Source organism: Collinsella sp. TF06-26 (assembly GCF_002232035.1).
Taxonomy (GTDB): Bacteria; Actinomycetota; Coriobacteriia; order Coriobacteriales; family Coriobacteriaceae; genus Collinsella.
Map to the genome: position 1 here is coordinate 37,713 of NZ_NKXR01000001.1, position 23,226 is coordinate 60,938.

Annotated in this window: 19 protein-coding genes, 1 other RNA gene and 1 riboswitch; of the genes, 12 read left to right on the plus strand and 8 right to left on the minus strand. The window is 59.6% G+C overall.

Translation table 11 applies throughout. From position 1 onward, the window contains the following. The first annotated feature begins 36 nt into the window (after positions 1-36). Complete coding sequence (locus CHY22_RS00180; RefSeq protein ID WP_089571596.1) at positions 37-696, plus strand: SGNH/GDSL hydrolase family protein; 660 nt, start codon at positions 37-39, stop codon at positions 694-696. 334 nt (positions 697-1,030) lie between these two features. Here the strand turns inward: CHY22_RS00180 and thiD are convergent, their stop codons facing one another. Next, positions 1,031-1,861: a bifunctional hydroxymethylpyrimidine kinase/phosphomethylpyrimidine kinase gene (thiD, locus tag CHY22_RS00185; RefSeq protein WP_089571597.1), complete on the minus strand. Its 831-nt coding sequence runs from the start codon at positions 1,859-1,861 to the stop codon at positions 1,031-1,033. Between the two features lie 178 nt (positions 1,862-2,039). Beyond that, a complete protein-coding gene (thiC, locus tag CHY22_RS00190; protein ID WP_089571598.1) occupies positions 2,040-3,374 on the minus strand; it encodes a phosphomethylpyrimidine synthase ThiC in 1,335 nt (444 codons plus the stop codon). Continuing rightward, positions 3,367-3,482, minus strand: a riboswitch (TPP riboswitch). (Overlaps the previous gene by 8 nt.) A 63-nt stretch (positions 3,483-3,545) precedes the next feature. On the opposite strand from thiC, the gene CHY22_RS00195 reads away from it, so the two are divergent. Continuing rightward, on the plus strand, positions 3,546-4,067 hold the full coding sequence (locus tag CHY22_RS00195) for a hypothetical protein (protein ID WP_089571599.1): 522 nt from the start codon (positions 3,546-3,548) through the stop codon (positions 4,065-4,067). Between the two features lie 40 nt (positions 4,068-4,107). Here the strand turns inward: CHY22_RS00195 and CHY22_RS00200 are convergent, their stop codons facing one another. Then, a complete protein-coding gene (locus CHY22_RS00200; RefSeq protein WP_089571600.1) occupies positions 4,108-4,917 on the minus strand; it encodes a YaaA family protein in 810 nt (269 codons plus the stop codon). Between the two features lie 102 nt (positions 4,918-5,019). After that, the gene (locus CHY22_RS00205; RefSeq protein WP_089571601.1) at positions 5,020-6,417 is read right to left on the minus strand and encodes an aminopeptidase; all 1,398 of its coding nucleotides are present in this window, start codon (positions 6,415-6,417) and stop codon (positions 5,020-5,022) included. 166 nt (positions 6,418-6,583) lie between these two features. Between CHY22_RS00205 and polA the strand changes: the two genes are divergently transcribed. Further along, positions 6,584-9,328 carry a DNA polymerase I gene (polA, locus tag CHY22_RS00210; protein WP_089571602.1) on the plus strand — a complete coding sequence of 915 codons (2,745 nt, stop codon included), beginning with the start codon at positions 6,584-6,586 and terminating at the stop codon, positions 9,326-9,328. Between the two features lie 345 nt (positions 9,329-9,673). On the opposite strand, the gene CHY22_RS00215 is transcribed toward polA, so the two are convergent. Continuing rightward, positions 9,674-10,501: an HAD family hydrolase gene (locus tag CHY22_RS00215; protein ID WP_089571603.1), complete on the minus strand. Its 828-nt coding sequence runs from the start codon at positions 10,499-10,501 to the stop codon at positions 9,674-9,676. Positions 10,502-11,055: 554 nt separating this feature from the next. Here CHY22_RS00215 and CHY22_RS00220 point away from each other — a divergent pair. The 4 genes from CHY22_RS00220 (at position 11,056) to ndk (ending at position 15,019) form a co-directional block, all read left to right on the plus strand. Continuing rightward, complete coding sequence (locus CHY22_RS00220; RefSeq protein ID WP_035138001.1) at positions 11,056-12,282, plus strand: argininosuccinate synthase; 1,227 nt, start codon at positions 11,056-11,058, stop codon at positions 12,280-12,282. Positions 12,283-12,517: 235 nt separating this feature from the next. Continuing rightward, positions 12,518-12,688 carry a hypothetical protein gene (locus CHY22_RS10020; RefSeq protein ID WP_156058436.1) on the plus strand — a complete coding sequence of 57 codons (171 nt, stop codon included), beginning with the start codon at positions 12,518-12,520 and terminating at the stop codon, positions 12,686-12,688. Between the two features lie 118 nt (positions 12,689-12,806). Then, a complete protein-coding gene (gene argH, locus CHY22_RS00225) occupies positions 12,807-14,237 on the plus strand; it encodes an argininosuccinate lyase (protein ID WP_089571604.1) in 1,431 nt (476 codons plus the stop codon). A gap of 377 nt (positions 14,238-14,614) precedes the next feature. Continuing rightward, positions 14,615-15,019 (plus strand): nucleoside-diphosphate kinase, encoded by a 405-nt coding sequence (gene ndk, locus CHY22_RS00230; RefSeq protein ID WP_055251725.1) that lies wholly within the window; start codon positions 14,615-14,617, stop codon positions 15,017-15,019. Between the two features lie 183 nt (positions 15,020-15,202). Here the strand turns inward: ndk and rpiB are convergent, their stop codons facing one another. Beyond that, positions 15,203-15,670 carry a ribose 5-phosphate isomerase B gene (rpiB, locus tag CHY22_RS00235; RefSeq protein WP_089571605.1) on the minus strand — a complete coding sequence of 156 codons (468 nt, stop codon included), beginning with the start codon at positions 15,668-15,670 and terminating at the stop codon, positions 15,203-15,205. Positions 15,671-15,941: 271 nt separating this feature from the next. Between rpiB and CHY22_RS00240 the strand changes: the two genes are divergently transcribed. Next, positions 15,942-17,261, plus strand: a complete 1,320-nt coding sequence (locus tag CHY22_RS00240) for an L-serine ammonia-lyase, iron-sulfur-dependent, subunit alpha (protein ID WP_089571606.1) — start codon at positions 15,942-15,944, stop codon at positions 17,259-17,261. Here CHY22_RS00240 and CHY22_RS00245 read toward each other — a convergent pair. After that, positions 17,258-18,016, minus strand: a complete 759-nt coding sequence (locus CHY22_RS00245; protein ID WP_089571607.1) for an HAD family hydrolase — start codon at positions 18,014-18,016, stop codon at positions 17,258-17,260. The genes CHY22_RS00240 and CHY22_RS00245 overlap by 4 nt on opposite strands. A gap of 315 nt (positions 18,017-18,331) precedes the next feature. Between CHY22_RS00245 and rpsA the strand changes: the two genes are divergently transcribed. The 3 genes from rpsA to CHY22_RS00260 all read left to right on the plus strand — a co-directional run bounded on the left by rpsA (position 18,332) and on the right by CHY22_RS00260 (position 21,131). Further along, the gene (gene rpsA, locus CHY22_RS00250; RefSeq protein ID WP_022095232.1) at positions 18,332-19,498 is read left to right on the plus strand and encodes a 30S ribosomal protein S1; all 1,167 of its coding nucleotides are present in this window, start codon (positions 18,332-18,334) and stop codon (positions 19,496-19,498) included. A gap of 324 nt (positions 19,499-19,822) precedes the next feature. Further along, positions 19,823-20,184, plus strand: an RNA gene (gene rnpB, locus CHY22_RS00255) — RNase P RNA component class A. A 308-nt stretch (positions 20,185-20,492) separates the two neighbouring features. Next, positions 20,493-21,131, plus strand: a complete 639-nt coding sequence (locus CHY22_RS00260) for a YigZ family protein (protein WP_089571608.1) — start codon at positions 20,493-20,495, stop codon at positions 21,129-21,131. Positions 21,132-21,198: 67 nt separating this feature from the next. On the opposite strand, the gene CHY22_RS00265 is transcribed toward CHY22_RS00260, so the two are convergent. Beyond that, positions 21,199-21,645 carry a C-GCAxxG-C-C family protein gene (locus CHY22_RS00265; RefSeq protein WP_089571609.1) on the minus strand — a complete coding sequence of 149 codons (447 nt, stop codon included), beginning with the start codon at positions 21,643-21,645 and terminating at the stop codon, positions 21,199-21,201. 234 nt (positions 21,646-21,879) lie between these two features. Here CHY22_RS00265 and CHY22_RS00270 point away from each other — a divergent pair, with 234 nt between their 5' ends. Then, positions 21,880-23,163: an O-acetylhomoserine aminocarboxypropyltransferase/cysteine synthase family protein gene (locus CHY22_RS00270; protein WP_089571610.1), complete on the plus strand. Its 1,284-nt coding sequence runs from the start codon at positions 21,880-21,882 to the stop codon at positions 23,161-23,163. The last annotated feature ends 63 nt before the right edge of the window (positions 23,164-23,226 follow it).

Here is a 23,226-nt window from a genome sequence, read left to right on the forward strand (position 1 = left end):
GCCCCCGTCGGCTTTTTACTGAATGGGGAGCTCAAGATGAAAAACGTTCTGTGCTTTGGTGACAGCAACACCTATGGCTATGATCCGGCGGGTATGCGCGACGGCACCGCAGTGCGCTATGCGCAGGATGTGCGCTGGTGCGGTGTGGTGCAGCGTGACCTGGGTGAGGGCTGGCATGTGATTGAGGAAGGTCTAAATGGTCGCACGACGGTGCGCGACGATATGTGCCATCTGGACACCAACCTCAACGGCATTCGCGCGCTTCCGATGCTGCTCGAGGCCCATAAGCCGCTGGATGCGATCGTGATCATGCTGGGCACCAACGACTGCAAGACGGTCTTTGGCGTGACGGCCTCCGATATTGCCCGCGGCGCCATGGCGTTGATTCGCGCCGTCCGTGCGTTTGCCTGGACCGATGCCGCGCCCTGCCCACGGATTCTGCTGATGGCGCCTATTAAGATTAAGCCGCAGATCGCCGACGTATATATGACCGATTTTGACGAGCGTTCCGTAGAAGCCTCGGAGCATTTTGGTGAGTACTACGCGCATGTGGCTGAGCAGTTTGGCTGCGACTTTTTGAATGCCGCCGACTTTGCCGAGCCGGGCGATATCGATTATCTGCACATGATGCCCGAAAGCCACGAGAACCTGGGACATGCCGTGGCAGCCAAGCTCCAAGAGATGCTCGGCGAGTAGCGCAGTCCCAAACCACCACAAAAAGTTCCCCTTGCGGTGGCTTGTTTCGTTTGTTTGTCTCGATCTGTAACAGTTCTAAGGCCGAAGACGGGCTAGATGTTACAGATTGAGATTATTTAGGTCGATATCGCTCGTTTGTCTCGATCTGTAACATCTAGGGTCGAATTTGCCGAGTTGCTGTTACAGATCGAGATTATCTTCTCAGCGGAATTTGAGTGTCTCGATCTGTAACAGGTGAGCCGAAAAATGGGCTCTAACTGTTACAGATCGAGATGTTTGTGGGAACCATCGCAAAGGTGCCTGTCCCCTTTGCGGTGGTTTTGGGCTGCGAATCTTAATACTGCCACATGTGGTTGACGGGGCCGGAACCTTTGCCCGTGTCAAAGCCGGCGGCGAGAGCGCCGGTTAGGTAGGCCTTGCCGGCGTTGACGGCGTCGGCAAGATCCATGCCCTGTGCCAGCGCGCAGGCGATGGCGGACGAAAGCGTGCAGCCGGTGCCATGCGTGTTGCCGGTCTCGATGCGCTTGTGGCGGAACCACGTGGTGAGCGGATCGCCCAGGTGGTTGCCCTCGTCATCGAGCGGCGCGGGCTCTGCTAGCACATCGTTGGCCTCGTTGACAAAATGCCCGCCCTTAACGAGGGACGCGCAGCCAAAGCGGCGGGTGAGGAGCATGGCGGCGTTTTGCTGCGTGCGCTCGGAATCGACTTCGTAATCGAGCAGCGCCATGGCCTCGGGAATATTGGGCGTGATGACCGTTGCCAACGGGAACAGGCGGCGGGTGAGTGCCTCGGAGGCATCCTCGGCAATCAAGCGCGCGCCCGAGGTGGCGACCATAACGGGGTCGACGACCACGTTCGTTGCGTTCCAGGCGCTCAGGCGGTCGGCGATGACTTCGATAATCTCGACAGAGGAGACCATGCCGATCTTGACGGCGCTCGGGCGAATATCGTCAAAGACGGCATCAATTTGCGCAGCGACGATATCAGGGGAGATATTCTGCACGGCGGTGACGCCCAGTGTGTTTTGCGCCGTGATGGCAGTGATTGCCGCCTCGGCATACAGGCGGTGCGCCGTGATGGTCTTGATGTCTGCCTGAATGCCGGCGCCGCCGCTGGAATCGGATCCTGCGATGGACAGGACGGCTGGTACCTTACTGCGATCCATGTTCGCTCCCTTGTCCGGTCGGATTCAAATGGGTCTTTTACCCCGCATTATAAAGATGCCCGGGCCGACTCTATGTCGAACCCGGGCGGGCGATGCAATCTTTACGCAAATGTAAGCAAATGTTCACACGTCAACAATTGACGAGCACCTTGTTGCCGATTGTGGCTCCGGTGACGCGTTAATCCTCCATGCCGAGGTCGATCGTCGTGCCCTCGAACACCTTGTTGACGGTACGGACGGCGCACATCTTGCCGCACATGGTGCAGGTGCCCTCGGTGGCGGCGGGGGATTCCTCGTAGCGCTTCTTACCGGTGACTGGGTCGAGAGCACACTCCCACATGGCATCCCAGTCGAGCTTGCGGCGTGCCTGGCCCATCTTGTCGTCCATGTCGCGGGCGTGCGGCACCTTCTTGGCGATATCGGCGGCATGTGCGGCGATCTTGGTGGCCATGAGGCCATCGAGCACGTCCTGGGCGTTGGGCAGGCACAGGTGCTCGGCCGGCGTCACGTAGCACAGGAAGTCGGCGCCGGAGCTGGCGGAGATGGCGCCACCGATGGCGGCGGTGATGTGGTCGTAGCCCACGCCGATATCGGTCACCAGCGGCCCGAGCACATAGAACGGGGCGTTGTGGCACAGGCGCTTCTGTAGCTTCATGTTGGCGGCGATCTCGTCGAGCGCCATGTGACCCGGGCCCTCGACCATGACCTGGACGCCGGCGGCCCAAGCACGCTTGCACAGCTTGCCCAGCTCGATCATCTCGGCAGTCTCGGTGGCATCGTTGGAGTCGTAGAGGCAGCCCGGACGGCAGGAGTCGCCGAGCGAAATCGTCACGTCGTACTCGTGGCAAATCTCGAGCAGCTCGTCAAAGTACTCGTAGAAGGGGTTTTCGTTGCCGGTGACCTCCATCCAGCCAAACAGCAGCGAGCCGCCGCGGCTCACGATGTTCATCAGGCGGCCGGTCTCCTTAAAGGTCTTGGTGACCAACTTGTTGATGCCGCAGTGGATGGTCATAAAGTCCACGCCGTCCTCGGCGTGCGCGCGCACGACTTCGAACAGGTCTTCCTTGGTGAGTTTGACCAGCGGCTTTTCCATGTAACCGATGGCGTCGTACATGGGGACGGTGCCTACCATGAGCGGCGTCTCGTCGATGAGCTGCTGGCGGAACTGGCGTGTCTTGCCCGAGTTGGAGAGGTCCATGATGGCGTCGGCGCCAAAGTCCTCGGCAATCTTGACCTTCTTCCATTCCTCGGCGGCATCGGCCTTGTCGCCCGAGATGCCCAAGTTCACATTGACCTTGGTGGACAGGCCCTCACCGACGCCAAAGGCGCGCATGCCCTTTTTGATATGCACGATGTTGGCGGGAATGGCGATGCGGCCGTCGGCCACGCGCTCGCGGATGTACTCGGGGTCGCGATGCTCGCGTTCGGCAACCTCCTTCATCTGCGGTGTGATCTGCCCGGCGCGGGCGAAGTCGATTTGCGTGACGAGCTTGGGCTCGGTCTGTGTGCTCATTGGCACGGCTCCCTTCGTTGGCATTACCCATATCAGGTTTGCGGGTCAGGGCGGGCGCACCCAATCTCAGCCTGCCGTCTTGTCCCGCAAGCTCCCCGTTTATGTAATGGGCTCAAGTATAGCTCGAATGGGTACGATTGGCCTAACGAGCGTGCCTGCGGGGAGGCGAACATGGAAGACAAGCATCTATATCGAGAGACGCAGTGGGATGTGTCGGCCGAGGAGGGCCGTGCCCATCATGGCCTTGTTGCGATTGGTTTTGCGGCGCTTGCCGTGTTGGTGATTGCCTTTTGTATTTGGACGTTTGGCGGTCGCGGCGGCGCTGGCTGGGAGTTCGAGGCTGATGATAGCCTACCGATTATGACGGTGAGGAGTACTGGCGGTAATGCCAATACGCTCGCCGTTCCGGGCGATTATTGGTACCCGCGCGATGAGTTTGTGCAGTTGCAGCTGAGTGGTGGGTCCATTCCAGGTGAAGAAATCGAACGCGTGACGTTTGATGCGGCGCTCAAAACGCTGACGGTGAAGCTCAAAAATCAAGGAGACGTTCCCACGACCATGGATATCGCCCTGACGGAATGGCGCCTGGAGCCTCCGTCGGGCGTCAAGGTGTCCGAGGTAGAACATGTCAAGATTACCTATCAGGACGGCTCGACAAATGAAATTGCCAGAGCCGACGGCTTGGCGCAATAGCCGCCGTGCCTAGGCGGCACATTCAAAAGTAGCGGTGGTCCTACAAGGCCTGTTCGTTCAGGAAGACCAAAGTGTTTTTATTTGAAAGCTCGGGAAAGTGACGATAACCAACGTCGAACGCGGTGAGCCCGCTTACATCCTCGAGCTTGTTTTCTGCCATCCAGCGCACCATGGAGCCGCGTGCCTTTTTGCTGGCGGTCGACCGTTGGATGGGCTTGCCGTTGCGGATGCCTTCGCCAAAGAGGCATGTGACGACCGTGACATCGGTGGTGAGGCGGGGCAGAACGGCTTTGGCGTATTCCGCGCTGGCGAGGTTGACGATCGTAGCGTTGGAGCCCGCCGGAGCGATGGCCCGTGCGAGCTTGTCGCCCCAAAACGCGTAGAGGTCTCGGGCATCGTCGACGGCAAGCTTCGCCCCCATTTCGAGCCGATAGGGTGACACGCCGTGGAAGGGGCGCATGCATCCGTAGAGTCCCGAGAGGATCCACAAATGGTCTTGCAACCATGCGAGCTGCGCGGAATCCATCACCTCGGGCGCCATGCTCTGGTATTGAATGCCGTGATAGGACATGACGGCAGGGGAGAGGTGTCGGGCGAGTGCGGGATTGTCGAGATCGCCGTATTTCAGGATGGGCCCGAACTCATGCAGGGTGTTGAGGCAAGGCCCCAGCAGTTTGTCACTCACGTTCCATAGCGCCTGCAGGCCGCCGCTGCCTTCATTCCGCTCGATATCTAGCAGTGCGCGGTGGAGGCGAGCCGTCTCGTGCGCAAAAGGTGGAATGCCCAGGACTTCAAAAGCATCTTGGGCCGCGCGCATCTGCTTGGCGGGCGAAATGATGACCTGCAGCATGGACTCTCCTCTGCCAAAAAGAAAGTTGCGGAGGAATACGGTCTGTTTTGCCGTTTATGGGCCAGTTTAGTCCGTATTTCACCGCAACTGATGAAGGGTCGGTTAGGCGCGCTCGATGAAGGCCTTGTAGCCGCGATAGGCCTCGTAGATATCGGCCTTGTTAGCGACCTCCCACAGGGCGTGCATGGACAGGACGGCAACACCGGAGTCGATGACGTTCATGCCGTACTTGGCCATGATGTAGGCGATGGTGCCGCCGCCACCTGCGTTGACGCGGCCGAGCTCACAGGTCTGGAAGTCAACGCCCGCCTCGTCCATGATGTCGCGGATGAGGGCCACATACTCGGCGTCGGCGTCGTTAGAGCCGCCCTTGCCGCGGCTGCCCGTGTACTTGTTAAAGCACAGGCCGCGACCCATAAAGGCTGCGTTCTTGGTTTCGAACTTGCCGGCGTAGCCCGGGTCGAAGCCGGCGGACACGTCAGAGGAGAGCATGCGACTGTGGGCGAGTGCGCGGCGCAGGGCCAGCGGGCTATCCTCGCCGGCGAGCGTCATGATCTCGGCGACGGTGTTCTCGAAGAAGCGGCTCGTCATGCCGGTGGCACCCACGGAACCGATCTCCTCCTTGTCGACGATGAGTGTGATGCTCGTGCGCTCCACGTTGGCGACGTCGATCTGGGCGAGCATGGACGGATAGGCGCAGACACGGTCGTCGTGGCCATAGCCCAGAATCATGGAGCGGTCGAGGCCCATGTCGCGGGCCGGGCCGGCGGGCACGACCTCGATCTCGGCGGAGAGGAAGTCCTCCTCCTCGACGTCGTACTGCTCCTTGAGGATATCCAGGAACATCTGCTTGACGGGCTCCTTGGGAGCGTCCTTGTCGTCCTCGTCAAACTTGACGGGGCGGCCGCCCACAATCACGTCGAGGATCTCGGCGTCGACGGCGTCCTTGGCGGGCTTGGCCATCTGCTCGCTCGAGAGGTGAATCAGCAGGTCGGAGATGGTAAAGACCGGGTCGTCAGCCTTGTCACCGATGTTGATGTCGACGGTGGTGCCGTCCTTTTTGCAGATGACGCCTACGAGTGCGAGCGGGGAAGCGACCCAGTGGTAGCTCTTGACGCCGCCATAGTAGTGCGTGTCGAGGTAGGCCATGTCGCCGGCCTCGAAGGCGGGGTTCTGCTTGAGGTCCAGGCGCGGCGAGTCCACGTGAGCACCCAGGATGTTAAAGCCCTGCTCGAGCGGGGCGGTGCCCAGGTTGACGAGCATAAGGTCCTTGCCGTGATTGGCGGCGTACACCTTGTCGCCGGCCTTGAGCGCGCGGCCCTCGGAGATCACGGCCTCCAGATTGACGTAGCCCGCCTCCTCGGCCATCTTGATACCGGTCTTGACGCACAGGCGCTCGGTCTTGTTCTCACTCAAAAACTGCTTGTAGCCGCGGCAAAGCTCCTCGAGCTCCTCGATCTGCTGTGGCGTGTACTTTTTCCATGCGCAGGGACGCTCCATGACGCAGGCTCCTTTCGGATCGATCGTGCTGGTTGATGTACCGTGAGCCATCGTATCACGCGCGGGCCCGCGGCGGCAGGGAAGCCTGATGTGCGGTGGCCGTGGGGCGGGGAGCGTGTAAACTGGTGTGAGCAAACCGTGCCCAGCCCAAAGCGAGGTATTCAATATGTCTGACAAGCGCCGTACCTTTGCCGTTATCGACGGCAACTCGCTCATGCACCGCGCCTTCCACGCCGTGCCGCCCACCATGAACGCGCCGGACGGTCGCCCCACCAACGCGATCTTTGGCTTTTTGAATATGTTTCTCAAGATGATCGACGCCTTTAACCCCGATGGAGTCGTTGTGGCGTTTGACAAGGGCAAGCCGCGCGTGCGTATGGAGATGCTGCCGCAGTACAAGGCGCAGCGCCCACCCATGGACCCCGATCTGCACGCGCAGTTTCCGATGATCAAGGAGCTGCTCGGTGCGCTCAATGTGCCGATTCTGCAGTCCGAGGGCTGGGAAGGCGACGATATCCTGGGAACCATGGCGCGCTTGGGTGAGGAGGCCGGCTGCGACATGCTGCTGGTGACCGGTGATCGCGATATGTATCAGCTCGTGACTGAGCACGTCAACGTGGTCTCGACTCGTAAGGGCCTGTCCGACGTGGCGATCATGACGCCCGAGAGCGTGGACGATCTGTATCACGGCATCACGCCGGCGCTCGTGCCCGATTTTTATGGTCTGAAGGGCGATACGTCGGACAACATTCCCGGCGTGCCGGGCATCGGCCCCAAAAAGGCGAGCGCGCTCATCGCGCAGTACGGCAGCCTGGACGAGGTTATCGCACACGCCGATGAGGTCAAGGGCAAGATGGGCGAAAACCTGCGCGCGCACATCGACGACGCACTGCTGAGCCGCAAGGTGGCGACCATCCGCACCGATGCGCCTGTTGAGCTCGACTTTGAGGCGACGTCTTTCCCGGCGTTTTCTGCCGATGAGGTTTCCGCGGCGCTGGGTACGCTTGGTATCACCGCCATGCAGAACCGTTTCTTGGCGCTGATCGGCGGTGAGGGTGGGGCTGCTGCCAGCACGTTTGAGATTCCCGTCGTTTTGCGCGCAGCCGCCGGCGATGCTGACGCACTTGGTTCCGTTGCGGCTGAGGTCTCCCGCGCGATTGATGCCGGCGAGTGGGTCGCCGCCGTGGTGGACGACGACAAAGAAGAGGGCGCGCTCTTTGGACTGACGCGCACGCTGTGGTTGGCGACGTCCAAGGGGCTCTTTGCGCTCGAGGAGGCCGATGGCGGCACGCCTGCCGCTGTCGATGGCTTCAACTTCGTCCACGGCGTGATCGCTGGCGTGCTCGCGCGTCTGTTTATGGAGGGCCGCGTGGCGAGCCCGGACATGAAGGCGCTGCTGCACGAGCTTTCGCCCATCGATTCTTCTGAGCCCGAGCTCATGGATCCGCTCGCTGCCGATTCCACGCGTATCTTCGATACCGTGGTTGCCGCCTACCTGTTGGATTCCGACCGCTCCGAGTTCGATGAGGCGTATCTGGCCGATACCTATCTGCAGATGTCTCTGCCCGCGGCACGCGGTGCGGAAGGTGCTGGCGAGAATGCTCCTGCCCCTGCTGCCCGTACCGCAGCGTTGACGCTGGCGCTCGTGGCGCCGCTGCGCGACCGCATGGCCCGCGAGAACGCCGCCAACGTGTTCGATGGCATCGAGATGCCACTCGTGCCGGTGCTTGCCAAGATGGAGCGCGCGGGCATGCTCGTGGACCCCGACCGCCTGCATAGTCTGTCCGAGGGTCTGGCGACCCAGATTGCCGAGGTCGAGCGGAGCATTCGCGATCTGGCCGGCGACGAGACCTTTAACATCGGCAGTCCCATGCAGCTCTCGCACGTGCTCTTTGACGTGATGGGCCTTCCGACCAAGGGCCTCAAAAAGACCAAGCGCGGCTATTATTCGACCAACGCCAAGGTGCTGAGCGACCTTGCCCGTGACCACGAAATCGTGCGTCTGATCTTGGACTGGCGTGAGAAGTCCAAGATCAAGTCCACCTATCTGGACACGCTGGGCCCGTTGCGTCGTGGTGACGGTCGCGTGCACACCACGTACAACCAGACCATCACGGCGACGGGTCGTCTGTCCTCGAGTGACCCGAACCTTCAGAACATCCCGACGCGCTCGGAGCTGGGCCGTACTGTCAAGACGGCGTTTTCGGCAGGCGAGGGAAGCGTCTTTTTGGCGGTGGACTACTCGCAGATCGAGCTGCGTCTGCTGGCGCATCTCTCGGGTGACGAGCATCTGGTGCGTGCCTTTAACGAGGGCGAGGACTTCCATGCCGAGACGGCCGCGCGCGTGTTTGGCGTGCCGGTGTCCGAGGTGACGCCCGACCTGCGCAGCCGCGCCAAGGCCGTGAACTTTGGCATCGTGTATGGTCAGCAGGCTTACGGCCTATCGCAGTCGCTGCATATCTCGATGGCCGAGGCACGCGACATGATCGACCGCTACTACGAGGCATACCCGGGCGTGCGTACGTTCCTCGACAACGTGGTGGCGCGTGCCAAGCAGACGGGCTATGCTGAGACCATGTACGGCCGCCGTCGCCATATCCCGGAGCTTAAGGCCAAAAATCCGCAGCTCCGCGGCTTTGGCGAGCGCACGGCCATGAACCACCCCATGCAGGGCACCGCGGCCGACATCATCAAGATCGCGATGGCCCGCGTGAGTCGCCGTCTGGAAGAAGAGGGCTTTGCCGCCCACATGATCCTGCAAGTGCACGACGAACTGGACTTTGAGTGCCCCATCGACGAAGTCGAGCGCCTCACCGCCATGGTCCGCGACGTCATGGAACACGTAGTAGACCTCCGCGTCCCCCTAATCGCCGAAGCCAGCACCGGCATAACCTGGGCCGACGCGAAATAGGGAAGCACTCCGTAAGGCAAGCTCGCCCAAGACGCAAGCCCCCACATACTTAAGATTTGGGACAAACACTACTGATTAATTTGTCCCACAGTAACCAAAACAGAGGGGAGCCCCTTCCAACAAGGGGCTCCCCTCTGCTCAAATCATTTCAGCTAAGTATCTAGACACTCAAGACGCCATCTTGGCGGCAGGAAAGTAAACCTAGGACCTGGCCGGGCGGCGCGGATTAGTTTTTCGTAGATTCCGCACGAGCCGGAAAGCACTTAATGTGCTTTCCGAGCGAGCCCAGGACCTGACCGAACGAAAAACTAATCCGCGCCGCCCGGCCAGGTCCGACGTGCCACGTTACCGAGCCGCCAAGATAGCGTCGATGAGCGTCAGTACGCCCCCGTCGTTGTTGCTCGGAATGCGCCACTTGGCATGCGCGTTCATGTGCTCCTCGGCATTGTCCACGATAAAGCTATGCCCGACGCGCTCCAGCATGGGGATGTCGTTGTACGTATCGCCCACGGCAGCGGCGTCGGCGATATCGATGCCCAGGCGCTCGCAGAGATGTGCTACGCCCGACCCCTTGTCGACGCCCAGGTTCATAAAGTCTATCCACTCGCGCCCGGCGTTGGTGACGTAGAGCTTGTCCGAGAACTCGGGGCTGTAGTTCTCGCGAAACGCTGGCTCGGCATCGTAGGCGGGGAAGAAGATCGAAATCTTGTTGGACTCGATATCAAGGCCCTCAAAGCTATCGACGTAGTTGATCGTGTTGTAGTACACGCTGATCTCGTCGTGGTACTGATGGTCGCGGGCGAGCACATAGAACTCGTCGTAGCAGCACAAGACGGGAACGGCACGCGGGTCCTCCGAGGCACGGGCGAGCACCTGCTGATACAGCGCCACATCGATGTTGCTCTTATAGATATAGCTGCCGCGATAGATGACGCAGGCTCCGTTGTCGGGACAAAAAGCAAGGCGGTTCTTAATGCTCTCGAACATTTCCTCGAGTTTGGGGGCGGGGCGTCCGCTGGCAGGGCAGAATACAATGCCTGCGTCGGCGAGCTTGTCCAGGCGCTCATCAAGACCCTGCGGCAACACGCGCTTGTCGGTGAGCAGCGTCTTGTCCATGTCGACGGCGAGAATCTTAATGCTTCCGATATTGGTGTCCGATTCGTAAGTTTGCATAAAAGCGCGCCTTTCGTTTCGAAATTGTTTCAGACGTTATAACCATCAACCAGTAACTGAGCGTATTGTCGCAGGAACGGAGCGTATTTGCACCACGCTTCACAAAGTAATGAAAAAACTTTTCAGAAATTTGAATTTGTCGCTTGTGCTGCGGGCACTTTAGCGTAATATAGCGACCATCGAAAACGGAGACGGAAATACAACCGCTTACCGAAGAAAAGGTACCGTTTACGATATTAGAATTGCGCCCGGCGATAGGTGAAAGGAGAGGCAGATGCAGTTCGTAAAGATCATCACCACTGCAGATAATGCCATCCGACGCCAGCGCGCAATTTCCCGACGACGATAACAATCGTCTCTGTTCGTATGGGGTGAAATGCCCCAACAGAGTCATTTTGAGGTCGTTGGGTTTTAGCACGATATAAACGCATGTTTCTAGGGCATGCTGTGCTGCTTTTTGCTATTTAACCTGATATTGCACGGTTTTTTGACCTCGAAATGACTTGCAACTGACCGATGTTCTAACTAGCTACCAAGGGCGAAAGGAAACAGCCATGAGCAAGGAAAAAGTCGTTCTCGCATATTCCGGTGGTCTTGATACATCCGTATGTGTCAAGTGGCTCCAGGACGAGAAGAATCTCGATGTCGTTTGCGTCTGCGGCAACGTGGGCCAGGAGGAGACCGGCTTGGATGCCAAGAAGCAGAAGGCGCTTGACCTGGGCGTTCTCGATTGCCAGGTGCTCGACCTGCGCGACGAGTTCTCCGATGAGTTCCTGACTAAGGCCATCGCCGCAAACTCCATGTACGAGAACAAGTACCCGCTGCTCTCCGCGCTGTCTCGCCCGCTGCTCGCCAAGAAGCTTGTCGAGGTCGCTCACGAGTTTGGCGCGACCTACGTCGCCCACGGCTGCACCGGCAAGGGTAACGACCAGGTTCGTTTTGAGGCTGCCGTCAAGGCCCTCGACCCCGAGCTTAAGGTTATCGCCCCGGTTCGCGAGTGGGATCTGAAGTGCCGTCCCGATGAGGTTGCCTATGCTCACGCCCACAACGTGCCGGTTCCCGAGGGCGCCAACGACAACCCCTATTCCATCGACGACAACCTGTGGGGTCGCGCCATCGAGTGCGGTCACCTGGAGGATCCCTGGAACGAGCCGCTCGACGACGCCTGGGTTATGACCAAGAACCCCGAGGACACGCCGGACACCCCGACCTACACCGAGATTGAGTTTGAGGCGGGCAAGCCCGTCGCCGTCGATGGCAAGAAGATGAAACTCTCCGAGATCGTCATCGCCCTCAACAAGATTTCGGGTGACAACGGCTTTGGCCGTCTCGACCTGGTCGAGGATCGTCTGGTGGGCCTCAAGAGTCGCGAGTGCTACGAGGTTCCTGGCGCCCTGACGCTCATCACCGCCCACAAGGCGCTCGAGGACATCTGCGTCGAGGGCGACCTGCTCAAGACCAAGATTAAGCTCGAGCAGGATTGGGCCACTGCCGTGTACAACGGCCAGTGGTACAGCCCGCTCAAAAACGCGCTCGATGCCTTTATGGCCGACACCCAGAAGTTCGTGACCGGCACCGTCCGTCTGAAGTTCTTTAAGGGCAACTGCCATGTCGTCGGCCGCAAGAGCCCGTTTAGCCTGTATGACTACGGTCTGGCTACCTACGACCGCGACACTACGTTTGACGAGAAGGCCAGCGCCGGCTTTATCGAGATCGATACGCTGTCGCTCAAGACGTGGGCTAAGGTCCAGGGCCCCAGCTCTGCTGCCGCCCAGGCCTAGCGCCTCCTTCCTTTGGTATCCGCGCGGCCCATCCGCGTGATACATAACGGGCGCATGGGGTCCCTACCTTTCGTTATGCTTGCTGACACTTCTTAACATCGGTGGCCCCTACGTTCCGCCCGCATATATGATGCCGCGTCTGCGGCTGAGTCCGAGCCCCGCCGGGGTTGTCCGGCGGGGCTCCTTCTATCAATTTGGCGGCCCTGCGCCTATATATATATGGGGAGTATCCATTATGTTCAATGCTATCGCGCATGCTTTACTTGCCCTCGCGCCCGAGTTCGATGCTGCAAAGGTCGAGGACGTTCCTATGAGCCTAAAGGCCTGGATCGATGGTTCGCAGGGCAACATTCGGAGGGAGACGTTGGGCGCCAAGTGCATGGCGCGTCACTTCTTTGCAAATTAGCTATATGGCCTCGCACATGGTGGGGAATATGCAAAACTAGCGGTTGAGAAATCGCTTTAGCGACAGGGCGCATTGCTTTGGGCGCTTGTTTTGGGATTTGATGAAAGGGGACGGTTCCATGGCTCTTTGGGGCGGTCGTTTTGAGGCAGGCGTGGCCGAGGTCACGCAGGAGTTTGGCGCGTCGTTGCCGGTTGACAAACATCTCTATAAGCAGGATATCGCCGGATCTAAGGCACATGCCAAGATGCTGGCGGCCCAGGGCATTATCAGCGCCGAGGACGAGCAGGCGATTGCCGAGGGCCTGACCGGAATCGAACAGGATATCGATGCCGGCAACTTCACCTTTGATATCAACGACGAGGACATTCATATGTCCATCGAAAGCGAGCTGACGCGCCGCATCGGCGAGGCCGGTAAGCGCTTGCATACCGGGCGTTCGCGCAACGACCAGGTGGCGACCGATACGCGCCTGGGCGTCAAGGCGCTGGCCAAGGAGCTCATGGAGGCCAATCTTGAGCTGCGCCATGTGCTGGTTGATGCGGCCAAGAAGTACGACAAGGTGATTCTTCCGGGCTACACGCATATGCAGCACGCTCAGCCCGTGCTGCTCTCGCATCATCTGCTGGCGTATTCCTGGATGTTCGCGCGCGACTTTACGCGCCTGAAGGCCGCCTTTGATGCCGCCGACAACTGCCCGCTGGGTGCTGCCGCGCTTGCCGGTACGAGCTATCCGCTCGATCGCCAGATGACGGCTGCCGAACTTGGCTTTGCGGGCGTGATTCCCAACTCGCTCGATGCGGTTTCCGACCGTGATTTCCTGCTCGATCTGCATTACGCCGGATCCGTCATGGCGATGCACCTGTCGCGTCTTTCCGAGGAGATCGTGCTGTGGTCGAGCTCCGAATTTGGCTTTATCACGCTTTCAGACTCCTACTCCACCGGCTCGTCTATCATGCCGCAGAAGAAGAATCCCGACTTTGCCGAGCTTATCCGCGGTAAGAGCGGTCGCGTGTACGGCAACCTGGTGCAGCTGCTGGTAACCATGAAGGGCCTGCCGCTCGCTTATAACAAGGACTTGCAGGAGGACAAGGAGGGCGCGCTCGATACCGCTCACACGCTCATGCAGTGCCTGTCCGTTATGGCCGGAATGATTTCGACCTGGACCGTCAACGAGGATGCCATGGCGCGCGAGTGCGGCGTGGGGCACCTTGCCGCCACCGATGTTGCCGATTACCTGGCAAAGCGCGGTCTACCGTTCCGCGAGGCACATGCCGTGGTGGGGCACCTGGTCCTGATGTGTGAGAAGCGCGGCTGCAATCTTGAGGACCTGCCGTTTGAGGTGTTCCAGGAGACAAGCCCGCTCTTTGAGCGCGATATTACCGAGGCGCTCGATATCCCGTCGATTGTCGCCGCGCGCACGACCGAGGGCGGTACCGCCCCTGCCGCCGTTGCCGTGCAGCTGCAGCGTGCCGAGGCGCAGCTCGCGGCCGATGAGGGTGTGTTTGGCTCGTTATCCAAGGTCGTCGAGATGGGCCACGGAGCTAATTAGCTTATTGGATGCGTCTGTCTGGTGTGTTCATCATATTTTGCCTTTACGGGTGCCCGCTACGGTGGGCACCCGTTTTGTTATAGAGAAGGAAGGAGCTTGTCGAGAACTTCTGTAGGACATTTGCGCAGGTTGTGAAGGGGGTGCGTTCACGGGCGACAATCGACCGCCCGTTCTGTTCGTTGCAGTTGAAAGTGGGACGGATGGTACTCTAGTCGGGCTTCGAAACAGAAGTGACACATATGGAGCGCTTTAATAAATAATAACGCTTCAATAAACGGCTTTTTGTTTAACTGCAGCTAGAACTCTGTTACGATGCAGTCCGGGCGGGTGCCGGAATGGGACTTGGGCACGCGCGAACCTACTTGAAAGGCTACCTTATGGCTATCGAGAAGACCTTCATCATGATTAAGCCCGACGCGGTGCGCGATCGCAAGATCGGCGAGATCGTTGCTCGTATTGAGCGTAGCGGCCTTGTCATCGAGCGCATGGAGATGACCACGCTCGAGCGCGCTACCGTCGAGGAGCACTACGCCCATCTGGCCGACAAGCCCTTCTTTGGCGGTCTCTGCGACTTTATGACGAGCGGTCCGGTCGTCAAGATGGTTGTTTCCGGTCTTTCCGCTGTCTCCAAGATGCGCACCCTTATGGGCGCCACCAACCCGCTTGATGCTGCTCCTGGCACCATCCGCGGCGACTTCGCCGTCGATGTCAACGCCAACGTGATCCACGGCTCCGACTGCCTGGAGAACGCCGAGATCGAGATCAAGCGCTTCTTTGGCTAAACCAGCTTTGACTCCTTAAAGCTGTTAGCGTGTGGCTTGGGCGCCGCGGAACTCCATCCGCGGCGTCCTTTTATATTCCAGTAGATTTTTGGGACATGTCTAGAAATCTACTAAAGAGCCCCCGCCTGGAATGTGCGTGCATTCCAGGCGGGGGCTGTCGCTAGCGTATGGCGTTGTAAGTTTTTAGGCCTCGTCGACGACCTTGAGACCGCGGGTCTGGTCGATCTCGTTGAGGAGGTTGACGCGACGCTCGTGGCGGCCGCCCTCGAACTCGGCGTCGAGCCACTCGTCGACGATCATCTTAGCGAGCTCGGAGCCAACGACGCGGGCGCCAAAGGCCAGCACGTTGGTGTTGTTGTGCATACGGGAGAGCTTGGCGCTGAAGGGCTCGGAGCACACGACGGCGCGTACGCCCTCGACCTTATTGGCGGCCAGGCTGATGCCGACGCCGGTACCGCAGATCAGGATACCCAGGTCGACGTCACCGTTGGCCACGGCCTTGCCCACCTTGTAACCGGCGATGGGGTAGTCGAAGCTCTCGGAGGTGTCGGTGCCATAGTTCACGACCTCGCAGCCGCGCTCCTTCAGGTGCTCGGAAATGATGTTCTTGAGCTCGACGGCGGCGTGGTCGTTACCGATACCGATCTTCATGAGTGGTTCCTCTCTGGTCCGTGCGGCGGAATTGCTAAAGGTTTTACCGCGTTCGACTGCATGATAACGCGACTTTTGTGTAAACGCTCGGGCGTTTTTTGGTCAAACGCTTTAGCATGCAACAAGACTAGCTTTTCATGAATGAATGCCGTCAGATTGCGCTTGAACGCCGTCCGTCGGAACCATGGTTGCGGTTTTTGATGCATTGTTATCAAATAAAAGAGCTAACTATTATCGAGAGCCCAGTCCGTTATGTAAGCAGGAGATTCCTATGCCTACTGATTCCATCCGCGATGCCGCTTTTTGCGATGTCTTGAACCGCGAGCTTGTCTGCGCACTTGGCTGCACCGAGCCCATTGCCGTTGCCTATGCAGCGGCGCTGGCGAGCCAGACGCTCGGTTGCGAACCCGATCATATGGATGTTGCCTGCTCAGGCAATATCATCAAGAACGTTAAGAGCGTGACCGTGCCCAACTCGGGCGGCATGCACGGTATTGAGGCCGCGGCCGTGCTGGGCGCCGTGGGCGGTGACGCCAAGAGCGCGCTCGAGGTGCTCGAGAGCGTTAACGATGAAGACCGCGCTCGTGTGGCCGAGCTCCTCGCCGACGCCGGCTACTGCGATGTGTCGCTTGTCGAGGGTGTGCCCAACCTCTACATCAAGGTGACTGCGACGGCCGGGGGCCATACCGCGGTCGTCGAGATTACCGATCACCACACTAATGTCACGTGCCATACGCTCGATGGTATTCCGGTATGCGGCAAGTCGGCGGGGGAGTGCGCCGCCTGCGCCGAGCGCGTGGTGGCCGAGCGTGCGGCAGATAACGCCGATACGCCCATGTCCATTGATTCCATCATCGACTTTATCGAGGACGGTGACATTGAGGGCGCCCGCGCTGCCGTTGAGCGTCAGATTGAGCTGAATGGCGCAATCAGTGCCGAGGGCCTTGCGCACGCTTGGGGCGCCGAGGTGGGTCGTACGCTGCTGGGTGCTCGTGCCGATGACGTCGCCTGCCGTGCCCGTGCCCGTGCGGCCGCCGGGTCCGACGCCCGCATGAACGGTTGCGCGCTGCCGGTCGCCATTGTGTGCGGCTCGGGCAATCAGGGCATTACCTGCGCACTGCCCGTCATGGAGTATGCCGAGTACCTGCGCTGCGACCACGAGCGCCTGGTGCGTGCCGTGATGCTGTCCGATCTCATTGCCGTGCATATCAAGAGCTACATTGGTGCGCTCTCGGCGTTTTGCGGCGCTATTTGCGCTGCGTGCGGCGCCGGCGCTGCGATTACCTGGCTGTGCGGTGGCACGTGCGAGCAGATTGGCGCGACGGTCTCGAGTACGCTCGGTAACGTGGGCGGCATCGTGTGCGACGGCGCCAAGGCGAGCTGTGCCGCCAAGATCTCGGCTGCCGTCGATGCAGCGATTCTGGGCCATGACATGGCCATGCAGGGGCGTGGCTTCCGTGCCGGCGAGGGTTTGATCCAGGATACCGTCGAGCAGACGATTGCCAGCATGGGCTACGTGGGCCGTGTGGGTATGAAGGACACCGACGTCGAGATCCTTAACATCATGATCGGCAAAACCCAAGTGTGCTAGGACAGTTCGTCGGCTACTTGGTGTTCGTAGAAGGCTTCTACTACGGCGTTGAATTCGCGGGCGAAGTCTTCCATGGTTCCTCGCCAGGTGACTCGGTTGGGCTTGCCCTGGCCTACATAGGCAGTCTGAATGCCGCAGGCGGGGCTAGGGAAGTCGCGTTTGGGATCGTTGCCCACCATAAGGACCTCGTGCGGTTCGAGCCCCATCACCTGAAGTTGCTCTAGATAGTAGGTGGCATCGGGCTTGCAGCGGGTGGCGTTTCCCATGTGCGTCACGAGCTCAAAGGGGGCGTCGGCCAGGTCGCCCCAACCCATGCGGCATTCGATGGCCCCCTGCGGAAAGCTGGGGTTGGTAAAGAGCGCGCAGCGCAGCCCCGCGTCCTGCACGGCCTGAAGTGCGGCGTGTGCGCCCGGCATAGCATGGGCGTTGATGAGTTCGTCATTCTTGTACGGAAGAACTTCGCGGTCGTAGTAGGTAAACGCCTCGTAGATAAGTGGGTCCGAGAGGCAAATGCCGCATCGGCGCTCGACCTCTTCTTGGTAAAACTCAAGATTGGTGCGATTGTCCGTGCTGCTGCGGCGATTGGCGTTGAGGTCGACCAGGATGGTGCCGAGGCGTGCCATCGTGCCACCGCGGCTGCGGCGCCCGATATCCGCGAGCATCGAAGAGACATCCTTAAAATAGCGAAGGATGAACGCGTTGAGGTTGATGCTAAGAAGCGTTTCGTCCATATCGAAAACGACTGCTTTGAGCACGCGGGCACCTTTCTCGAAAAATCGATCTAGAATCGTTGGCTCCGGATACTTTACCCCAAAGCCGAATGCCTGGCTGGTTATCGTCAAGTTGCGGAGACGTGTGTTCATAAGATTACGAAAAAGTCTCCACACGAGTAAAAAATCGCAGTTCACGCTTGAAATCGAACTCATTTCCCCGTAACCTATACGAACGTGATTGCATAAGCGTCACATTAGTATCTGTCGGCTCCCGAGTGTTCCTAAACGTTGTGTGCTTGTCGCACCCTTCTGTAGGTCCTAGCAATCGGGGCCCCGTAGTTCGAAAGGGGTCCACCTTTGAGTGAGATTCAGAACTCGTCCATTTTCTCTCTTGACGATGTCAACGAGGAGGAGATGAACAACCTCATCGACGGTACGATTACCGACTTTGATGAGGGCGATCTCGTTAACGGCACTGTCGTTAAGATCGAGCATGACGAGGTGCTCGTTGACATCGGATTCAAGTCCGAGGGCGTTATCCCGGTCCGCGAGCTGTCCATCCGCAAGGACGCTAACCCTGCAGACATCGTTGCACTCGGTGATCCCATCGAGGCTCTGGTTCTCCAGAAGGAGGACAAGGACGGTCGTCTGGTCCTGTCCAAGAAGCGTGCCGAGTACGAGCGTGCTTGGAACCGCATCGAGGAGAAGTTCAACTCCGGCGAGAACGTCGAGGGCGAGGTTATCGAGGTTGTCAAGGGCGGCCTGATCCTCGACATCGGCCTGCGTGGCTTCCTGCCCGCTTCCCTCGTCGACCTCCGTCGCGTCAAGGACCTCACCTCCTACATGGGCACCCGCATCGAGGCCCGCGTCATCGAGATGGACCGCAACCGCAACAACGTCGTCCTCTCCCGTCGCGTCGTGCTTGAGGAGTCCCGTAAGGCCGAGCGCTCCGAGATCCTGTCCAAGCTCAAGTCTGGCATGCGTCTCCAGGGCACCGTTTCCTCCATCGTCGACTTCGGCGCCTTCGTCGACCTCGGCGGTATCGACGGCCTCATCCACATCTCCGAGCTCTCCTGGAATCACGTCAACCATCCTTCCGAGGTTGTCAAGGTCGGCCAGGAGGTCGAGGTCGAGGTTCTCGACGTCGATCTCAACCGCGAGCGCATCTCCCTGGGTCTCAAGCAGACCACCGAGGATCCGTGGCGCGCACTGGTCAAGAAGTACCCCGTCGGCGCTATCGTCGAGGGCACTGTGACCAAGCTTGTCCCGTTCGGCGCTTTCGTCGATCTGGGCGAGGGCATCGAGGGCCTGGTGCACATCTCCGAGATGGCCAACAAGCACGTCGATCAGCCTTCTCAGGTCACCCATGTGGGCGACAAGGTTCAGGTCAAGGTCATGGAAATCGACCTCGACCGTCGTCGTATCTCCCTGTCCATGAAGTCTGCTGCTGAGACTCTGGGCGTCGAGATCGAGGTTACCCCGCTGCCTTCCGAGAAGAAGGACGAGGAGACCGACGCCGAGTAAATCGGTTTGACGATCACTTGTTTTAAGGGATCCGTCCGTAATGGACGGGTCCCTTTTTGCATTTGGCACCGAGATGCGCAATGCTGCCGGGCTGTCCACAGGCTATTGGATTGTCGGTGCATGAAAAAAGCCGACATCCCGCCTCGGGGAGGAGGCGGGAACACACCGAGTAGACGGAGGGGTGCGGAGCGCGGTCGCGTCTCGACTGACAACGTTGCCCATCGACGGGATTATTGTAGCGCATGGGCGCTTCTTGGTTTATCGTGTCGAGCGCTTGTGTTGTGCCGTTGCCTGTGGCGGCGGTGTGCTACACTCTTGCACTGCTGAGTGGGCCAGACGGTCGCGCGATGTACTGCTTGCGGTACGCGTGAGGAAAGTCCGGGCTCCAGAGGGCGGGATGCCGGCTAACGGCCGGGCGGAGTGATCCGACGGAAAGCGCCGCAGAAAAGAAGACTCCCACCTGCGTCGCAAGGCGTAAAGGGAAAAGCTGAAACGGTGGTGTAAGAGACCACCAGCGTCGTGGCAACACGGCGGCTTGGCAAGCCCCATCCGGAGCAAGCGCGAATAGGAACGCTATGGGCCGGCCCGGTCCGCGTTCGGGTAGCGTGCGTGGAGCTGCACGGTAACGTGCAGACAAGATAAATGACCGTTCACGACAGAACCCGGCTTATAGGCCCACTCAGCTTTCTTGTTGACGCTGCGACGGCGTCAGCTGGCCGATTTGGCGCTCATTCGTCGGTCGCCGCCATAAGGCGTGCTCCCTCCTCTTTCGGGCCAAATCGACTCAGCTGGCGCCGTCTCGCTGTTTTTGCCTGGTCATCAGCGACCGCATTTTTGTTGCAAACTTGTCTTTCAAGGCACCTTGCTCGCGCTGACGGGTTCTCGCTGTTGGTGACGGCATCATTGGCGTTTCCGTTCTTGTTGGAGAGGGCAGCGGTACGGCCTTTGCCGTATTATTGAGGCTGTTTGTTGCTTTGCTTGTTGTTGAGGGGCTTTGTTGGACAGCTATTTTACTCTGCAATTGAATATTGAGGTTTCGGGCGAGTTTGTGGACCGCAAGAGCCGGTTTATTGCCCAGCTGGTCCATATTGAGTCCGAGGATGAGGCGAATGCCTTTATCGAGATGGTTCGCAAGCGTCATTATGACGCTCGACACAATGTTCCCGCGTGGATTTTGGTCGATGGGCGTGAGCGCCAGAGCGATGATGGTGAGCCGAGCCGTACGAGCGGCATGCCGACGCTCGAGGTGCTGCGCGGAGCGGGGCTCAAAAATGTTTGCTGCGTAGTGACGCGCTATTTTGGTGGTACGTTGTTGGGACCTGGTGGCTTGGTACGCGCCTATACCGCGGCGACGCAGACGGCGGTGGCTGCGGCTCAGGAAGCCGGGCAGATCGTTGAGATGACGAGCGTCGTGCCGGTTGATGTGCGTGTGGCCTATCCACAGTATGAGCAAGTGCTTCGTTTGGCCCAGGATTCGGATGCCAAGGTTTCGGATACCGATTACGCGGATGCCGTGACGATTCATTTGGTGTTTAAGGCGGGGGAGCAGGAGCCGTTTTGCGTTAAGATGCGCGAGCTTATGGCGGGGCGTGAGGAGATTGAGGTCGGCGCTCCCGAATTTGCCGAGTTCTAACGACGACGGCCGGCGTGCTTTTGGATGAATCCCAAGCGCGCCGGCCGTCGTTTTATGTTGTCGCCGTTTACTCGGCGAGCTGCTTTAGCACATCGCAGGCGATGTCGACGGCGTCGTCGATGCAGCCGGGGCAGCTGCGGAGCGGACCCTGGTCCGATCCGACGCCTTTGAGCGTGCCGCAGACGGTCGTGGTGTTCTTCTCGCCAAAGCGCTTGGCAATCTCGCGCGACAGCTTGTAGGTCTGGCCCTTGGTCTTGGGGTTCTCCATACCGTCGCTCATCACAAAGCCCATGATGGCCACGGCGCCCGAGATGGCGCCGCAGGTCTCGGTCATGCCGCCCATGCCGGCGCCAAAGCCCTCGGTGAGGGTAAAGGCGATCTGGGGGTCGAGCCCCACAGCGGGCGCGAGCGTGCAAGCGACAGCCTGGGCGCAGTTAAAGCCGCGGGCGTGGTACTCGGCAGCCTGAGCCTGGCAGGCGGCAGTGTTGAGCTGGGTGGTATCGATCTGCTTCATCGTTGTCTCCTTGTTCATGGTGTACCCGCCTATGGTACCCTTGCCGGCGCATTCGCTTATCGAGACCGCAGTGCATATCTCATTGTTTTTCGCCATCGAACACTTTCTTAAGATTTGGGACAAATAAACCTGATTAATTTGTCCCATAACCTATCGGCGGGATGGGTTGAGAGGGGTGCGGGGTAGCGGTATCGTGAACCGAATAAAAACAAAACCCAAGTAAGGGAGTTGGATATGAGCGAGCAGACCATCGGTACTACATGTGTTCAGGGCGGCTATCACCCGGGCGACGCGGAGCCGCGCCAGGTGCCCATCTACCAGTCCACCACGTGGAAGTACGACACGTCCGAGCACATGGGCAAGCTGTTTGACCTGGAGGAGTCTGGTTACTTCTACAGCCGTTTGCAGAACCCCACGTGCGATCTCGTTGCCGCCAAGATCTGCGAGATGGAGGGCGGCACCGCTGCGATGCTCACGAGCTCGGGCATGGCTGCGAATTTCCTCGCGATCTTTAACGTGGTCGGTGCCGGCGATCATGTGGTCGCGAGCTCTGCCATTTACGGCGGTACGTATAACCTGCTCGCCCACACCATGGGCCGCATGGGCGTGACCTGCACGTTCGTTGCCCCCGGCTGCACCGACGAGGAGCTCGAGGCGGCATTTGAGCCCAATACCAAGCTCGTCTTTGGCGAGACGATCGCCAACCCCGCCCTCGCCGTGCTCGATATTGAGCGCTTTGCCAAGGCCGCACATGACCACGGCGTGCCGCTGATGGTCGACAACACCTTCCCGACGCCCGTGATGTGCCGTCCCTTTGAGTGGGGCGCCGACATCGTTACGCACTCCACCACCAAGTACATGGATGGACATGCTGCCTACCTGGGCGGCGTGATTGTCGACCACGGCCAGTTTGACTGGATGGCCCATGCGGACAAGTTCCCGGGTCTCACCACGCCTGACGAGAGCTACCACGGCGTGACCTATGCCGAGAAGTTCGGTCGCGAGGGTGCCTTCATTACCAAGGCAACCGCTCAGCTCATGCGCGACCTCGGCCCCATGCAGAACCCGCAGGCGGCGTTTTTCCTGAATAGCTCGCTCGAGAGCCTGCATGTGCGTATGCCGCGTCATTGTGAGAACGGCCTGGCCGTTGCTAAGTTCCTGCAGAGCCATCCCAAGGTGCGCTTTGTGAGCTATCCGGGCCTGGAGGGCGATAAGTACTATGACCTGGCTCAGAAGTACATGCCCAACGGTACCTGCGGCGTCGTGAGCTTTGGCTTTAACGGTGGTCGCGCGGCGGCCGAGACCTTTATGAAGAGCCTTAAACTCGCCCAGATCGCCACGCATGTGGCCGATGCTCGCACTTGCTGCCTGCATCCCGCTAATGCCACGCATCGCCAGATGAACGATGAGGAGCTCATCGCCTGTGGCATCTCCGCCGACATGGTGCGCCTGTCGTGCGGCCTCGAGGATACGGCCGATCTGATTGCCGACCTTGAGCAGGCACTCGAGCAGTGCTAGGCTAGCGTTCGCATAAGGCGCCGATGCTGGCAGAAAGCTTCGGCGACCTTTCGTTCCGATTCC

Coding starts and splice junctions, on each gene's coding strand:
- CHY22_RS00180 (WP_089571596.1), top strand. CDS start 37: ATGAAAAACGTTCTGTGCTTTGGTGACAGCAACACCTATGGCTATGAT.
- thiD (WP_089571597.1), bottom strand. CDS start 1,861: ATGGATCGCAGTAAGGTACCAGCCGTCCTGTCCATCGCAGGATCCGAT.
- thiC (WP_089571598.1), bottom strand. CDS start 3,374: ATGAGCACACAGACCGAGCCCAAGCTCGTCACGCAAATCGACTTCGCC.
- CHY22_RS00195 (WP_089571599.1), top strand. CDS start 3,546: ATGGAAGACAAGCATCTATATCGAGAGACGCAGTGGGATGTGTCGGCC.
- CHY22_RS00200 (WP_089571600.1), bottom strand. CDS start 4,917: ATGCTGCAGGTCATCATTTCGCCCGCCAAGCAGATGCGCGCGGCCCAA.
- CHY22_RS00205 (WP_089571601.1), bottom strand. CDS start 6,417: ATGGAGCGTCCCTGCGCATGGAAAAAGTACACGCCACAGCAGATCGAG.
- polA (WP_089571602.1), top strand. CDS start 6,584: ATGTCTGACAAGCGCCGTACCTTTGCCGTTATCGACGGCAACTCGCTC.
- CHY22_RS00215 (WP_089571603.1), bottom strand. CDS start 10,501: ATGCAAACTTACGAATCGGACACCAATATCGGAAGCATTAAGATTCTC.
- CHY22_RS00220 (WP_035138001.1), top strand. CDS start 11,056: ATGAGCAAGGAAAAAGTCGTTCTCGCATATTCCGGTGGTCTTGATACA.
- CHY22_RS10020 (WP_156058436.1), top strand. CDS start 12,518: ATGTTCAATGCTATCGCGCATGCTTTACTTGCCCTCGCGCCCGAGTTC.
- argH (WP_089571604.1), top strand. CDS start 12,807: ATGGCTCTTTGGGGCGGTCGTTTTGAGGCAGGCGTGGCCGAGGTCACG.
- ndk (WP_055251725.1), top strand. CDS start 14,615: ATGGCTATCGAGAAGACCTTCATCATGATTAAGCCCGACGCGGTGCGC.
- rpiB (WP_089571605.1), bottom strand. CDS start 15,670: ATGAAGATCGGTATCGGTAACGACCACGCCGCCGTCGAGCTCAAGAAC.
- CHY22_RS00240 (WP_089571606.1), top strand. CDS start 15,942: ATGCCTACTGATTCCATCCGCGATGCCGCTTTTTGCGATGTCTTGAAC.
- CHY22_RS00265 (WP_089571609.1), bottom strand. CDS start 21,645: ATGAAGCAGATCGATACCACCCAGCTCAACACTGCCGCCTGCCAGGCT.
- CHY22_RS00270 (WP_089571610.1), top strand. CDS start 21,880: ATGAGCGAGCAGACCATCGGTACTACATGTGTTCAGGGCGGCTATCAC.